General features: G+C 67.6%; 12 protein-coding genes. 11 read left to right on the forward strand and 1 reads right to left on the reverse strand.

The annotated features are described in order from the left end of the window. Positions 1–9 precede the first annotated feature (9 nt). The 9 genes from murD (at position 10) to lpxC (ending at position 10,398) form a co-directional block, all read left to right on the forward strand. Entirely contained in the window at positions 10–1,356 is a 1,347-nt protein-coding gene (murD, locus tag VV867_RS19620) for a UDP-N-acetylmuramoyl-L-alanine--D-glutamate ligase (protein WP_328567315.1), read from the forward strand. Next, positions 1,356–2,555 (forward strand): putative lipid II flippase FtsW, encoded by a 1,200-nt coding sequence (ftsW, locus tag VV867_RS19625; protein WP_109932032.1) that lies wholly within the window; start codon positions 1,356–1,358, stop codon positions 2,553–2,555. Before murD ends, ftsW begins: the two co-directional genes overlap by 1 nt. Continuing rightward, complete coding sequence (murG, locus tag VV867_RS19630) at positions 2,545–3,618, forward strand: undecaprenyldiphospho-muramoylpentapeptide beta-N-acetylglucosaminyltransferase (protein ID WP_109932030.1); 1,074 nt, start codon at positions 2,545–2,547, stop codon at positions 3,616–3,618. Before ftsW ends, murG begins: the two co-directional genes overlap by 11 nt. After that, entirely contained in the window at positions 3,611–5,050 is a 1,440-nt protein-coding gene (gene murC / locus VV867_RS19635) for a UDP-N-acetylmuramate--L-alanine ligase (RefSeq protein WP_109932028.1), read from the forward strand. Before murG ends, murC begins: the two co-directional genes overlap by 8 nt. Further along, positions 5,050–5,997, forward strand: coding sequence for a D-alanine--D-alanine ligase (locus VV867_RS19640; protein ID WP_328567316.1), 948 nt, complete (start codon positions 5,050–5,052; stop codon positions 5,995–5,997). Before murC ends, VV867_RS19640 begins: the two co-directional genes overlap by 1 nt. A gap of 4 nt (positions 5,998–6,001) precedes the next feature. Beyond that, positions 6,002–6,865, forward strand: a complete 864-nt coding sequence (locus tag VV867_RS19645) for a cell division protein FtsQ/DivIB (protein WP_328567317.1) — start codon at positions 6,002–6,004, stop codon at positions 6,863–6,865. A 21-nt stretch (positions 6,866–6,886) separates the two neighbouring features. Further along, entirely contained in the window at positions 6,887–8,134 is a 1,248-nt protein-coding gene (gene ftsA, locus VV867_RS19650) for a cell division protein FtsA (RefSeq protein ID WP_089390660.1), read from the forward strand. A 55-nt stretch (positions 8,135–8,189) separates the two neighbouring features. Continuing rightward, the gene (gene ftsZ / locus VV867_RS19655) at positions 8,190–9,374 is read left to right on the forward strand and encodes a cell division protein FtsZ (RefSeq protein ID WP_009617925.1); all 1,185 of its coding nucleotides are present in this window, start codon (positions 8,190–8,192) and stop codon (positions 9,372–9,374) included. Positions 9,375–9,486: 112 nt separating this feature from the next. Next, positions 9,487–10,398 carry a UDP-3-O-acyl-N-acetylglucosamine deacetylase gene (gene lpxC / locus VV867_RS19660; protein WP_009617927.1) on the forward strand — a complete coding sequence of 304 codons (912 nt, stop codon included), beginning with the start codon at positions 9,487–9,489 and terminating at the stop codon, positions 10,396–10,398. Positions 10,399–10,572: 174 nt separating this feature from the next. Here the strand turns inward: lpxC and VV867_RS19665 are convergent, their stop codons facing one another. After that, positions 10,573–11,028, reverse strand: a complete 456-nt coding sequence (locus VV867_RS19665) for a DciA family protein (RefSeq protein ID WP_275627569.1) — start codon at positions 11,026–11,028, stop codon at positions 10,573–10,575. A gap of 305 nt (positions 11,029–11,333) precedes the next feature. On the opposite strand from VV867_RS19665, the gene secA reads away from it, so the two are divergent. Together secA and VV867_RS19675 are read left to right on the forward strand one after the other, a co-directional pair. Then, positions 11,334–14,087, forward strand: a complete 2,754-nt coding sequence (gene secA, locus VV867_RS19670; RefSeq protein WP_109932022.1) for a preprotein translocase subunit SecA — start codon at positions 11,334–11,336, stop codon at positions 14,085–14,087. A gap of 93 nt (positions 14,088–14,180) precedes the next feature. Further along, positions 14,181–14,696, forward strand: a 516-nt coding sequence (locus VV867_RS19675; protein WP_328567318.1) for a bifunctional ornithine acetyltransferase/N-acetylglutamate synthase, incomplete at its 3' end; no start/stop codon positions are given.

Genomic DNA, 14,696 nt, shown 5'->3' on the forward strand with positions numbered 1-14,696 from the left:
AAAAGCAGCATGAGCCTGATCGCTTCGGACAATTTCCGCATCGTTGTCGGCCTCGGCAAGAGCGGCATGTCGCTGGTGCGCTTCCTGGCGCGCCAGGGCGTGCCTTTCGCCGTGGCCGACACCCGCGAGAATCCGCCGGAGCTGGCCACCCTGCGCGCCCAGTACCCGCAGGTGGACGTGCGTTGCGGCGAGCTGGACGCCGAGTTCCTCTGCCGCGCCCGCGAGCTGTACGTCAGCCCCGGTCTGTCGCTGCGCACGCCGGCGCTGGTCGAGGCCGCCGCCCGTGGCGTGCGCCTGTCCGGCGACATCGACCTGTTCGCCCGCCATGCCAAGGCGCCGATCGTCGCCATCACCGGTTCCAACGCCAAGAGCACCGTGACCACCCTGGTCGGCGAGATGGCCGCGGCCGCCGGCAAGCGCGTGGCGGTGGGCGGCAACCTGGGCACCCCGGCCCTGGACCTGCTGGCCGATGACGTCGAGCTGTACGTGCTGGAGCTGTCGAGCTTCCAGCTGGAGACCTGCGAGCGGCTGAACGCCGAGGTCGCCACTTGCCTGAACGTCAGCGAAGATCACATGGACCGCTACGACGGCATGGCCGATTACCACCTGGCCAAGCACCGCATCTTCCGCGGCGCCCGCCAGGTCGTGGTGAACCGCGCCGATGCCCTCAGTCGTCCGCTGATCGCTGACACCGTGCCGTGCTGGACCTTCGGCACCGACAAGCCCGACTTCAAGGCCTTCGGCCTGGTGGAAGAGGGCGGCGAGAAGTGCCTGGCCTTCCAGTTCGAGGCGCTGATGCCGGTGCGCGAGCTGAAGATCCGCGGCGCCCACAACCAGTCCAATGCCCTGGCCGCCCTGGCCCTGGGCCATGCCGTGGGCCTGCCGTTCGAGCCCATGCTGCAGACCCTGCGCCGCTTCGCCGGCCTGGCCCACCGTTGCCAGTGGGTCGGCGAGCGCGCCGGGGTGAGCTTCTACGACGACTCCAAGGCCACCAACGTCGGCGCCGCGCTGGCCGCTATCGAGGGCCTGGGCGCCGATATCGACGGCAAGCTGGTGCTGATCGCCGGCGGCGACGGCAAGGGCGCGGACTTCAGCGCCCTGCGCGAGCCGGTGGCGAAGTTCTGCCGCGCCGTGGTGCTGCTCGGCCGCGACGCCGAGCTGGTTGGCGCCGTGCTGAGCGACCAGACGCCGAAAGTGCGCGTGCAGACTCTGGACGAAGCCGTGCGCAAGGCCGCCGAGCTCGCCAAAGCGGGCGACGCCGTGCTGCTGTCACCGGCCTGCGCCAGCCTGGACATGTTCAGGAACTTCGAAGAGCGTGGCCGCCTGTTCGCCAAGGCCGTGGAGGAGATCGCCTGATGTTCTCCTTCCTGCGCCCATACCCGTCCCCGCTGATCAGCCGCAACGGCATCGACCTGGACTTCCCGCTGCTCGCCGGTTGCCTGGCGCTGCTCGGCCTGGGCCTGGTGATGGTGACCTCGGCGTCCTCGGAAGTGGCGGCGGCGCAGTCGGGCAACCCGCTGTACTTCTCGGTGCGCCACCTGATCTACCTGGCCATCGGCTTCGTCGCCTGCGGCGTGACCATGCTGACGCCGATGGAGACCTGGCAGCGCCACAGCTGGAAGCTGCTGGGCGTGGCCTTCCTGCTGCTGGTGGCGGTGATCACCCCCGGCCTCGGCCGCGAGGTCAACGGCTCCATGCGCTGGATCGGCTTCGGCCTGTTCAACATCCAGCCCTCGGAGATCGCCAAGGTCTTCGTGGTGGTGTTCATGGCCGGTTACCTGGTGCGCCGCCAGCACGAGGTGCGCGAGAGCTGGATCGGCTTCTTCAAGCCCTTCGCCGTGCTGCTGCCGTTCGCCGGCCTGCTGCTGCGCGAGCCGGATTTCGGCGCCACCGTGGTGATGATGGGCGCCGCGGCGGCCATGCTGTTCCTCGGCGGCGTCGGCCTGTTCCGCTTCGGTCTGATGGTGGCCCTGGCGGTGGGCGCGGTGGCCCTGCTGATCTGGACCCAACCCTACCGGATGGCGCGCCTGACCAACTTCAGCGACCCCTGGGCCGACCAGTTCGGCGCCGGCTACCAGCTCAGCCAGGCGCTGATCGCCTTCGGCCGCGGCGGCTGGCTGGGCATGGGCCTGGGCAACAGCATCCAGAAGCAGTTCTACCTGCCCGAGGCGCACACCGACTTCGTGTTCGCCGTGCTGGCCGAGGAGCTGGGCATCGTCGGCGCCCTGGCCACCGTCGGCCTGTTCGTCTTCGTCGGCCTGCGCGCGCTCTACATCGGCATCTGGGCCGAGCAGGCCAAGCAGTATTTCTCCGCCTACGTGGCCTACGGCCTGGCCTTCCTGTGGATCGGCCAGTTCCTCATCAACGTGGGCGTGAACGTCGGCCTGCTGCCGACCAAGGGCCTGACCCTGCCGTTCCTCAGCTACGGCGGTTCGTCGCTGGTCATCTGCTGCGCCTGCCTGGGCATGCTGCTGCGCATCGAATGGGAGCGGCGCACGGCGGTGGGCAGCGAAGAGTACGAATTCACCGAGGAGGACTTCGCCGATGAAAGGTAACGTCCTCATCATGGCTGGCGGCACCGGCGGCCACGTGTTCCCGGCCCTGGCCTGCGCCCGCGAGTTCCAGGCCCGCGGCTACGCCGTGCACTGGCTCGGCACGCCGCGCGGCATCGAGAACGACCTTGTGCCCAAGGCCGGCCTGCCGCTGCACCTGATCAACGTCAGCGGCCTGCGTGGCAAGGGCCGCCTGGCGCTGCTGCGCGCGCCCTTCGACCTGCTCAAGTCGCTGTTCCAGGCCCTGGGCGTGGTTCGCAAGCTCAAGCCGGTCTGCGTGCTCGGCCTGGGCGGCTACGTCACCGGCCCCGGCGGCGTGGCGGCGAAGCTGAGCGGCGCGCCCCTGGTGATCCACGAACAGAACGCCGTCGCCGGCACCGCCAACCGTGGCCTGGCGCCGCTGGCCAGGCGCGTCTGCGAGGCCTTCCCGGACACCTTCCCGGCCAGCGCAAAGCGCCTGACCACCGGCAACCCGGTGCGCGCCGAGCTGTTCCTCGACGCCGACGCCCGCGCCGAGCTGGCCGGCCGCAAGGTCAACCTGCTGGTGCTGGGCGGCAGCCTGGGCGCCGAGCCGCTGAACAAGCTGCTGCCCGAGGCGCTGAGGCTGATCCCCGCCGAGCAGCGCCCGGCCATTCGCCACCAGGCCGGTCGTCAGCATGCCGAGGTCACCGCGGAGCGTTACGCCCAGGCCGGTGTCCAAGCCGACGTCGCTCCGTTCATCGGCGACATGGCCGCGGCCTACGCCTGGGCCGACCTGGTGATCTGCCGTGCCGGCGCCCTGACCGTCAGCGAGCTGACCGCCGCCGGCCTGCCGTCCTTCCTGGTGCCGTTGCCCCACGCGATCGACGACCACCAGACGCGCAATGCCGAATTCCTGGTACGGGAGGGCGCTGCCCGCCTGCTGCCGCAAAAGTCTACCGGCGCCGCCGACCTGGCCGCGCAGCTGTCCGAGGTATTGATGCATCCCGAATCCCTGAAGCAGATGGCCGCCAGCGCCCGGCGCCTGGCCATGCCCGAGGCTACCCGCACGGTGGTCGACGCTTGCCTGGAGGTGGCCCGTGGTTAACGAACCCAGCGGCACCCGTACCATGCGGCGCATCCGCCGCATCCACTTCGTCGGCATCGGCGGCGCCGGTATGTGCGGCATCGCCGAAGTGCTGCTGAACCTCGGCTACGAGGTCTCCGGTTCCGACCTCAAGGCTTCGGCGGTCACCGAGCGCCTGGAGAAGTTCGGTGCCCAGGTCTTCATCGGCCACCGCGCGGAGAACGCTGACGGCGCCGACGTGCTGGTGGTTTCCAGCGCGGTGAACAAGGCCAACCCGGAAGTCGCCGCTGCCCTGGAGCGCCGCGTGCCGGTGGTGCCGCGCGCGGAAATGCTCGCCGAGCTGATGCGCTACCGCCACGGCATCGCGGTGGCCGGCACCCACGGCAAGACCACCACCACCAGCCTGATCGCCTCGGTGTTCGCCGCGGGCCATCTGGACCCGACCTTCGTCATCGGCGGCCGCCTGAACGCCGCCGGCACCAATGCGCAGCTGGGCACCAGCCGCTACCTGGTGGCCGAGGCCGACGAGAGCGACGCCAGTTTCCTGCACCTGCAGCCGATGGTCGCGGTGGTCACCAATATCGACGCCGACCACATGGCCACCTACGGCGGCGACTTCAACAAGCTGAAGAAGACCTTCGTCGACTTCCTGCACAACCTGCCGTTCTACGGGCTGGCGGTGATGTGCGTGGACGATCCGGTGGTCCGCGAGATCCTCCCGCAGGTGGCGCGTCCGACCGTCACCTACGGCCTGAGCGAAGACGCCGACGTGCGCGCCATCAACATCCGCCAGGAAGGCATGCGCACCTACTTCACCGTGCTGCGCCCGGAGCGCGAGCCGCTGGACGTCTCGGTGAACATGCCCGGCCTGCACAACGTGCTGAACTCCCTGGCGACCATCGTCATCGCCACCGACGAAGGCATTGCCGACGAAGCCATCGTCCAGGGCCTGTCCGGCTTCCAGGGCGTGGGCCGGCGCTTCCAGGTCTACGGCGAGTTGCAGGTCGACGGCGGCAGCGTGATGCTGGTCGACGACTACGGCCACCACCCGCGCGAAGTCGCCGCGGTGATCAAGGCCGTACGCGGCGGCTGGCCGGAGCGGCGCCTGGTGATGGTCTACCAGCCGCACCGCTATACCCGTACCCGCGACCTCTACGAGGACTTCGTGCAGGTGCTCGGCGAGGCCAACGTGCTGCTGCTGATGGAGGTCTACCCGGCCGGCGAGGAGCCGATCCCCGGCGCCGACAGCCGCCAGCTGTGCCACAGCATCCGCCAGCGCGGGCAATTGGACCCGATCTACCTGGAGCGTGACGGCGACCTCGCCGCGCTGCTCAAGCCGCTGCTGCGCGCCGGCGACATCCTGCTCTGCCAGGGTGCCGGCGACATCGGCGGCCTGGCCCCGGCGCTGATCAAGAACCCGGTGTTCGGTGGCAAAGCCACGGGGGCGGCGTGATGAGCGACGCACTCAAATCCACCCTCGACCCCCGCGCCTTCGGCCGCGTCGCCGTGCTCTACGGCGGCAAGAGCGCCGAGCGCGAAGTGTCGCTGAAATCCGGCGGCATGGTCCTGGCGGCCCTGCGGGACGCCGGCGTGGACGCCTTCGGCATCGACGTGGGCGACGACCTGCTGCAGCGCCTGGTCAGCGAGAGGATCGACCGCGCCTTCATCATCCTCCACGGCCGTGGCGGCGAGGACGGCAGCATGCAGGGCCTGCTGGAAGTGGCGGGGATTCCCTACACCGGCAGCGGCGTGCTGGCCTCGGCGCTGGCCATGGACAAGCTGCGCACCAAGCGCGTGTGGCTGAGCCTGGGCCTGCCGACGCCGGCCTATGCCGTGCTGGCCAGCGAGGACGACTGCCGCCGCGCCGCGACGGAACTGGGCTTCCCGCTGATCGTCAAACCGGCCCATGAAGGCTCCAGCATCGGCATGGCCAAGGTGGACGGCGTGGAAGCGCTGATCGCGGCCTGGCGCAGCGCCGCCGAATACGATTCGCAAGTGCTGGTCGAGCAGTGGATCAGCGGCCCCGAGTTCACCGTGGCCACCCTGCGCGGCCGGGTGCTGCCGGCCATCGGCCTGGGCACCCCGCACAGCTTCTACGACTACGACGCCAAGTACCTGGCCAGCGATACCCAGTACCGCATCCCCTGTGGCCTCAGCCCCGAGAAGGAGCGCGAGCTGCAGGACCTGTGCGCCCGCGCCTGCGAGGCGCTGGGCATCCAGGGCTGGGGGCGGACCGACGTGATGCAGGACGCCGAGGGGCGTTTCTGGCTGCTCGAAGTCAACACCGCACCGGGCATGACCGACCACAGCCTGGTGCCCATGGCCGCGCGCGCGGCCGGCCTGGATTTCCAGCAACTGGTGCTGGCGATCCTCGCCGACAGCGTCGAGGCAAGGGGGTAAGACCATGAACGGCGCGATGCTCCGCCACTCGCAACCCGGTATCGGCCGCGCGCCCGCGCGCAAGCCGGTGCCGCGCGGCGCCAGCCGCCTGGTGGCGAAGGAGCCGATCAGCGCTCGCCTGCCCAGGCCCGGCTTCGGCTTCCTGCGCATCCTGATGTGGCCGGTGCTGCTGGCCGTGCTGGGCTTCGGCGCCTACCAGGGCGCGCAGTACGTGCTGCCCTACGCCGACCGCCCGATCGCCAAGATCAGCGTCGAAGGCGACCTCAGCTACATCAGCCAGCAGGCGGTGCAGCAGCGCATCGCGCCGTTCGTCTCGGCCAGCTTCTTCACCATCGACCTGGCCGGCATGCGCCAGGAGCTGGAGCAGATGCCCTGGATCGCCCACGCCGAGGTGCGCCGCGTCTGGCCGGACCAGGTGGTGATCCACCTGGAGGAACAGCTGCCGGTGGCCCGCTGGGGCGACGAGGCGCTGCTGAACAACCAGGGCCAGGCCTTCGCGCCCCACGAGGTGTCGCACTACGAGCACCTGCCGCGCCTGTCCGGCCCGCAGTTCGCCCAGCAGAAGGTGATGCAGCAGTACCAGATCCTCAGCCAGCTGCTGCGGCCCCTGGGCTTCACCATCGCCAGCCTGGAGATGAGCTCGCGCGGCGCCTGGACGCTGGACACCGCCCAGGGCGTGCAGATCGTCCTGGGCCGCGACCACACGGTCGAACAGATCCGCCGTTTCGTGACCATCTACGAAAAGGCCCTGAAAGAACAGATATCGAAGATTGCGCGCATCGACATGCGCTACCCCAACGGCCTGGCCGTGGCGTGGCGCGACCCGCTGCCGCAGACGGACGTGGCCCAGGCCGCGGCCGCGCAGTGATTTGAGGAGACAGCAATAACCATGGCAAGCGTGCAGAGCGGCAAGATGGTGGTCGGCCTGGACATCGGTACCTCCAAGGTGGTGGCACTGGTGGGCGAGGTCGCGGCCGATGGCAAGCTGGAGATCGTCGGCATCGGCACCCACCCGTCGCGCGGCCTGAAGAAGGGCGTGGTGGTGAACATCGAGTCCACCGTGCAGTCCATCCAGCGCGCCATCGACGAGGCGCAGCAGATGGCTGGCTGCCGGATCCACTCGGCCTTCGTCGGCATCGCCGGCAACCACATCCGCAGCCTGAATTCCCACGGCATCGTGGCCATCCGCGACCGCGAGGTCAGCCCGGCCGACATCGACCGCGTGCTCGACGCCGCCCAGGCCGTGGCCATCCCGGCCGACCAGCGGGTGCTGCACACCCTGGCCCAGGACTACGTGATCGACAACCAGGAAGGCGTGCGCGAGCCGCTGGGCATGTCCGGCGTGCGCCTGGAAGCCAAGGTGCACGTGGTGACCTGCGCGGTGAACGCCGCGCAGAACATCGAGAAGTGCGTGCGCCGCTGCGGCCTGGAAGTCGACGACATCATCCTCGAGCAACTGGCCTCGGCCTACTCGGTGATCACCGAGGACGAGAAGGAGCTGGGCGTGTGCCTGGTGGACATCGGCGGCGGCACCACCGACATCGCCATCTTCACCGAGGGCGCCATCCGCCATACGGCGGTGATCCCGATCGCCGGCGACCAGGTCACCAACGACATCGCCATGGCCCTGCGCACCCCCACGCAGTACGCCGAGGAAATCAAGATCCGCTACGCCTGCGCACTGGCCAAGCTGGCCGGCGCGGGCGAAACCATCAAGGTGCCCAGCGTCGGCGACCGGCCGCCGCGGGAACTGTCGCGCCAGGCCCTGGCCGAGGTCGTGGAGCCGCGTTACGACGAGCTCTTCACCCTGGTCCAGGCCGAGCTGCGGCGCAGCGGCTACGAGGACCTGATCCCGGCCGGGATCGTCCTGACCGGTGGCACCGCCAAGATGGAAGGCGCCGTGGAGCTCGCCGAGGAGATCTTCCACATGCCGGTGCGCCTGGGCGTGCCGCAGGGCGTCAAGGGGCTGACCGACGTCGTGCGCAACCCCATCTATTCCACCGGCGTGGGCCTGCTCATGTATGGCCTGCAGAAGCAGTCCGACGGCGTCTCCATGTCCGGCGGCAGCGGCTTCAGCGATGAACCCAAGACACCTGTTCTGGAACGGCTCAAACGCTGGGTCCAGGGCAATTTCTGATTTACCGGCGCGGTAAAACGTAGGCGACACAACTAGAAAGGAAGGAGAAGGGAAAATGTTCGAGCTCGTCGATAACGTCCCACAAACGGCAGTAATCAAAGTCATCGGTGTCGGTGGTGGCGGCGGCAACGCCGTGAACCACATGGCCAAGAACAACGTCGACGGCGTGGAGTTCATCTGCGCCAACACCGACGCCCAGGCGCTGAAGAACATCGCGGCGCGCACCGTGCTGCAGCTCGGTCCGGGCGTGACCAAGGGCCTGGGCGCCGGCGCCAACCCTGAAGTCGGCCGCCAGGCCGCGATCGAGGATCGCGAGCGCATCGCCGAGGTGCTGGAAGGCGCCGACATGGTCTTCATCACCACCGGCATGGGTGGCGGCACCGGTACCGGTGCGGCGCCGATCATCGCCGAGGTGGCCAAGGAAATGGGCATCCTGACCGTCGCGGTGGTCACCCGTCCGTTCCCGTTCGAGGGCCGCAAGCGCATGCAGATCGCCGACGAGGGCATCCGCTCCCTGGCGGAAAGCGTCGACTCGCTGATCACCATCCCCAACGAGAAGCTGCTGACCATCCTCGGCAAGGACGCGAGCCTGCTGGCTGCCTTCGCCAAGGCCGACGACGTGCTGGCTGGCGCCGTGCGCGGCATCTCCGACATCATCAAGCGTCCGGGCATGATCAACGTCGACTTCGCCGACGTGAAGACCGTGATGAGCGAGATGGGCATGGCCATGATGGGCACTGGCGCCGCCAGCGGCCCGAACCGTGCCCGCGAGGCCACCGAGGCGGCGATCCGCAACCCGCTGCTGGAAGACGTCAACCTGCAGGGCGCCCGCGGCATCCTGGTGAACATCACCGCCGGTCCCGACCTGTCCCTGGGCGAGTACTCCGACGTGGGCAACATCATCGAGCAGTTCGCCTCCGAGCACGCCACCGTCAAGGTGGGCACCGTGATCGATCCGGACATGCGCGACGAACTGCACGTCACCGTGGTCGCCACCGGCCTGGGCGCGCGCCTGGAAAAACCGGTCAAGGTGGTCGACAACACCGTGCAGACCCAGGCGGTCAGCAGCCAGGCTCCGGTACAGCGCGAGCAGCAGTCGGTGAACTACCGCGACCTGGACCGCCCGACCGTGATGCGCAACCAGGCGCACGGCAGCGCGGCCACCGCGGCCAAGCTCAACCCGCAGGACGACCTGGACTACCTGGATATCCCGGCATTCCTGCGTCGCCAGGCCGATTGAGGCAATTTATCAGGAGTATGAACGTGATTGGTGTTCAGCAAAGGGCGGTTCTGCTATCATCGCCGCCCATTGTTGACAACAGTTCGCAACTTGCGCGAAAGCGGCCAAAGCCATGATCAGACAACGCACCTTGAAGAACATCATCCGGGCCACCGGCGTCGGTCTGCACTCGGGGGAGAAGGTCTACCTCACCCTGAAGCCGGCTCCGGTGGACAGCGGTATCGTGTTCGTCCGTACCGACCTCGACCCGGTGGTGGAAATCCCGGCACGGGCCTCGAACGTCGGCGAGACCACCATGTCGACCACCCTGGTCAAGGGTGACGTCAAAGTGGATACGGTGGAGCATCTGCTCTCGGCCATGGCTGGCCTGGGCATCGACAACGCCTATGTCGAGCTGTCCGCCTCGGAAGTGCCGATCATGGACGGCAGCGCGGGGCCCTTCGTATTCCTGATCCAATCCGCCGGCCTGCAGGAGCAGGAGGCGGCCAAGAAGTTCATCCGCATCAAGCGTGAAGTGACCGTGGAAGAGGGCGACAAGCGCGCCACTTTCGTTCCCTTCGACGGCTTCAAGGTGAGCTTCGAGATCGATTTCGATCACCCGGTCTTCCGTGGTCGCACCCAGAAGGCGACGGTGGACTTCTCCAGCACTTCCTTCGTCAAGGAAGTCAGCCGCGCGCGGACCTTCGGGTTCATGCGCGACATCGAGTACCTGCGTTCGCAGAACCTGGCGCTCGGTGGCAGCGTGGAGAACGCCATCGTGGTCGACGAGTATCGCGTGCTCAACGAAGATGGTCTTCGTTACGAGGACGAGTTCGTCAAGCACAAGATCCTGGACGCCATCGGTGACCTGTACCTGCTTGGTAACAGCCTTATCGGCGAGTTCCGCGGCTTCAAGTCCGGCCATGCCCTGAACAACCGCCTGCTCCGCGCGCTCATCGCGGACAAGGAGGCCTGGGAAGTGGTCACCTTCGAAGACGCGAGCACCGCGCCGATTTCCTACATGCGGCCCGCTGCGGCCGTTTGAGGAAACCTTCCTCCTTTCAAGCTGTACATATTGAAGGCCACCTCCGGGTGGCCTTTTTTTATGTGCGTGAAATGACGCGGGCAGGATGCTTGGAGGTTGGAGAAGGAAAATTCACACGAGTTCACCGGCAAAGGCCGATGAAAGGCCCGAACGGATCGGCGGTAGGGGCGGGGCTCAGTCTTCGCGCGGGCGGCTGCGGCTGGCCAGGCGTTCCAGGGCGGCCTTCAGGCGCGGGTTGCTGATGCCTTCGGCGGCTTCCTGCAGGGCTTCGGCGGCGGCGACGGAGAGCTGGTGGCTGCGCACCGGCGCCTGGCGCTCGACCTGGGGCTGGACCTTGAACAGGATGTGCTGCAGCCCGGCGAACTCGTCGAACATCTGCAACTGGCGCAGCAGGCGTTTCTGCTGGTAGCGCAGGCGCGTGGCCCAGTGCGCGTCGGTCAGCACCAGCAGCAGGCTGCCGGCGCGCCAGGCGGCGACCCGGCAATGCGGGCGCGCGGCCGGCTGCAGCTGGCTGTCGAGCAGCTGTTGCAGCTGGGCGAGGCGCTGGGCCTCGTTGAACAGCGTCTGCAACGGCTTGGCTTCGCGCAGCAGCTTGGTGGTGGCCTGTGCCGGCAGCGGGCGGAACGCCATGGCGAAAATTCCGGGGTTGTTGAGCGGCGATGGTATCAGAATAGGGGCATCCCGGGCCGCCGCGCCGACGTCCGTCGCAGCCGAGCCTTGAACTTTCCCCGTGCGACACAATATAAAGCAGGCGGGCTGCCAGTCCGCCCCCGCGTTCCGGCCAGGCAATGTGCATGCTGGGAAAGTCCCCGGCATGACCTGGGCACTTCTTTCGTTCACGTTTCCGAGTAGAATGCCCCCTTTGCCGTCGATGCAAGCCGCGGCCAGCCAGTCGGGCAGCCCTCCATTCCCCAAGTTCGGATGACCCAGTCGATATGTTTGCGCCTTTGTTGAAAAAACTCTTTGGAAGCAAGAACGAGCGTGAAGTGAAGCGCATGGCCAAGCAGGTCCAGGCCATCAATGCGCTCGAGCCACAGATGGTGGCGCTTTCCGATGAGCAACTGAAGGCCAAGACCGAAGAGTTCAAGGCGCGCGTGGCCAAGGGCGAAAGCCTCGACGACCTGCTTCCCGAAGCCTTCGCCGTGGCCCGCGAGGCGGGCAAGCGGGTGATGGGCATGCGTCACTTCGACGTCCAGCTGATCGGCGGCATGAGCCTGCACGAAGGCAAGATCGCCGAGATGCGCACCGGCGAGGGCAAGACCCTGGTGGGCACCCTGGCGGTGTACCTGAACGCGCTGTCCGGCAAGGGCGTGCACGTGGTCACCGTGAACGACTACCTGGCCCGCCGCGACGCCAACTGGATGCGTCCGCTGTACGAATTCCTCGGCCTGTCGGTCGGCGTGGTCACGCCGTTCCAGCCGCCGGAGGAGAAGCGCGCGGCCTACGCCTCGGACATCACCTACGGCACCAACAACGAATTCGGTTTCGACTACCTGCGCGACAACATGGCCTTCAGCCTGCAGGACAAGTTCCAGCGCGAGCTGAACTTCGCCGTGGTCGACGAAGTGGACTCCATCCTCATCGACGAGGCGCGCACCCCGCTGATCATCTCCGGCCAGGCCGAAGACAGCTCCGAGCTGTACATCAAGATCAACAAGCTGATCCCGCGCCTGAAGCGCCACATCGAGGAAGTCGAGGGCCAGGTGACCCAGCAGGGCCACTACAGCATCGACGAGAAGACCCGCCAGGTCGAACTCAACGAGCAGGGCCACGCCTACGTCGAGGAACTGCTGAGCCAGGCCGGCCTGCTGGGCGAGGGCGAGAGCCTCTACTCGGCGCACAACCTCAGCCTGCTGACCCACGTCTACGCCGCGCTGCGCGCCCACACCCTGTTCCACCGCAACGTCGAGTACATCGTCCAGGGCGACCAGGTCCTGCTGATCGACGAGCACACCGGCCGCACCATGCCCGGCCGCCGCCTCTCCGAGGGCCTGCACCAGGCCATCGAGGCCAAGGAAAACCTGCCGATCCAGGCCGAGAGCCAGACCCTGGCCTCCACCACCTTCCAGAACTACTTCCGCCTCTACACCAAGCTGTCCGGCATGACCGGCACCGCCGACACCGAGGCCTTCGAATTCCGCCAGATCTACGGCCTGGACGTGGTGGTGATCCCGACCCACCGGCCGATCGCCCGCAAGGACTTCAACGACCTGGTCTACCTGACCCAGGAAGAGAAGTACGCCGCGATCATCACCGACATCCAGCAGAGCCAGGCCCTGGGCCGGCCGATCCTGGTCGGTACCGCGTCCATCGAGACCTCCGAGTACGTGTCCAAGCTGCTGGAGCAGGCCGGCATCGAGCACAAGGTGCTCAACGCCAAGTACCACGAGAAGGAAGCCGAGATCATCGCCCAGGCCGGTGCGCCGGGCTCGGTGACCATCGCCACCAACATGGCCGGCCGTGGTACCGACATCCTCCTGGGCGGCAACTGGGAAGCCGAGATCGCCAGCCTGGAGAACCCCAGCGACGAGCAGATCGCCCAGATCAAGGCCGAGTGGCAGAAGCGCCACCAGCAGGTGATCGAGTCCGGCGGCCTGCACGTGATCGCCTCCGAGCGCCACGAGTCCCGCCGTATCGACAACCAGCTGCGGGGCCGTTCCGGCCGCCAGGGTGACCCGGGTTCCAGCCGCTTCTACCTGTCGCTGGAAGACAACCTGATGCGTATCTTCGCCTCCGACCGGGTGAAGAACTTCATGAAGGCCCTGGGCATGCAGCCGGGCGAGGCCATCGAGCACCGCATGGTCAGCAACGCCATCGAGAAGGCGCAGCGCAAGGTCGAAGGCCGCAACTTCGACATCCGCAAGCAACTGCTCGAGTTCGACGACGTGGCCAACGAGCAGCGCAAGGTGATCTACCACATGCGCAACAGCCTGCTGGCCGCGGAGAACATCGGCGACACCATCGCCGAGTTCCGCGAGGAAGTGCTGAACAACACCATCAGCCAGCACATCCCGCCGCAGTCGCTGCCCGAGCAATGGGACATCTCTGGCCTGGAAGCCTCGCTGTACAGCGACTTCGGCCTGAAGCTGCCGGTCCAGCAGTGGCTGGACGACGACGAGAAACTCTACGAGGAGACCCTGCGCGAGAAGATCCTCGCCGAGCTGGTCGCCGCCTACAACGAGAAGGAAGAGCTGGCCGGCGCCGAGGCGCTGCGCACCTTCGAGAAGCAGATGCTGCTGCGCGTGCTGGACGACCTGTGGAAGGACCACCTGTCCACCATGGACCACCTGCGCCACGGCATCCACCTGCGCGGCTACGCGCAGAAGAACCCGAAGCAGGAGTACAAGCGCGAGTCCTTCAACCTGTTCCAGGAACTGCTGGATTCCATCAAGCGCGACACCATCCGCGTGCTGTCCTTCGTCCAGGTCCGCCGCGAGGACCCGGCCGAGGAAGAGGCGCGCCTGCGCCGCGAGGCCGAGGAAATGGCCAAGCGCATGCAGTTCCAGCACGCCGAGGCGCCGTCCATCGACCAGGCCCCCGATGCCGAGGAAGGCGAAGAGGGCGAGCAGGGCCCGGCCCAGGTCGTGCCGCTGGAGCCGGTGCGCGCCGAGCCGAAGATCGGCCGCAACGAGCTGTGCCCCTGCGGTTCCGGCAAGAAGTACAAGCATTGCCATGGCCAGGTGAACTGATCCGCCTGACCTGACCACACGACGCCGCGACCGGCCCTGCCGCTCGCGGCGTTTTTCACATTCGATCCACCCTTTTTCGTAAGGAGCACATCCATGGCTGTCGGTCTCGGCCCCATCTCCACCCTGCATCCGGTCCCCGGCTTCGAACTGGGCATCGCTTCCGCCGGCATCAAGCGCCCCGGTCGCAAGGACGTCGTGGTGATGCGCTGCGCCGAAGGCTCCACCGTAGCCGGGGTGTTCACCACCAACGCCTTCTGCGCCGCGCCCGTGCTGCTGTGCAAGAAGCGCTTCCTCGGGCCGGTGCGCTACCTGGTGACCAACACCGGCAACGCCAACGCCGGCACCGGCGAGCCGGGCCTGGCCAACGCCTCGGCGGTGTGCGCCAGGCTGGCCGAGCTGGCCGGGGTGGACGAAAGCCAGGTGCTGCCGTTCTCCACCGGGGTGATCGGCGAGCCGCTGCCGGTGGCCAAGATCGAGGCCGCGCTGCCAGCCGCCCTGGCCGCCCTGGGCCCGGACAACTGGGCCGAGGCCGCCGCCGGCATCATGACCACCGACACCCTGCCCAAGGGGGCCACCCGCCAGTTCGAGCATGACGGCGTCACCGTCACC

Source organism: Pseudomonas sp. JH-2, assembly GCF_036231725.1.
Taxonomy (GTDB): Bacteria; Pseudomonadota; Gammaproteobacteria; order Pseudomonadales; family Pseudomonadaceae; genus Pseudomonas; species Pseudomonas delhiensis.

What these genes read in the sequence shown, in the direction of transcription:
- murD (WP_328567315.1), top strand. Translation starts at nt 10, where the DNA reads ATGAGCCTGATCGCTTCGGACAATTTCCGCATCGTTGTCGGCCTCGGC.
- ftsW (WP_109932032.1), top strand. Translation starts at nt 1,356, where the DNA reads ATGTTCTCCTTCCTGCGCCCATACCCGTCCCCGCTGATCAGCCGCAAC.
- murG (WP_109932030.1), top strand. Translation starts at nt 2,545, where the DNA reads ATGAAAGGTAACGTCCTCATCATGGCTGGCGGCACCGGCGGCCACGTG.
- VV867_RS19640 (WP_328567316.1), top strand. Translation starts at nt 5,050, where the DNA reads ATGAGCGACGCACTCAAATCCACCCTCGACCCCCGCGCCTTCGGCCGC.
- VV867_RS19645 (WP_328567317.1), top strand. Translation starts at nt 6,002, where the DNA reads ATGAACGGCGCGATGCTCCGCCACTCGCAACCCGGTATCGGCCGCGCG.
- ftsA (WP_089390660.1), top strand. Translation starts at nt 6,887, where the DNA reads ATGGCAAGCGTGCAGAGCGGCAAGATGGTGGTCGGCCTGGACATCGGT.
- ftsZ (WP_009617925.1), top strand. Translation starts at nt 8,190, where the DNA reads ATGTTCGAGCTCGTCGATAACGTCCCACAAACGGCAGTAATCAAAGTC.
- lpxC (WP_009617927.1), top strand. Translation starts at nt 9,487, where the DNA reads ATGATCAGACAACGCACCTTGAAGAACATCATCCGGGCCACCGGCGTC.
- VV867_RS19665 (WP_275627569.1), bottom strand. Translation starts at nt 11,028, where the DNA reads ATGGCGTTCCGCCCGCTGCCGGCACAGGCCACCACCAAGCTGCTGCGC.
- secA (WP_109932022.1), top strand. Translation starts at nt 11,334, where the DNA reads ATGTTTGCGCCTTTGTTGAAAAAACTCTTTGGAAGCAAGAACGAGCGT.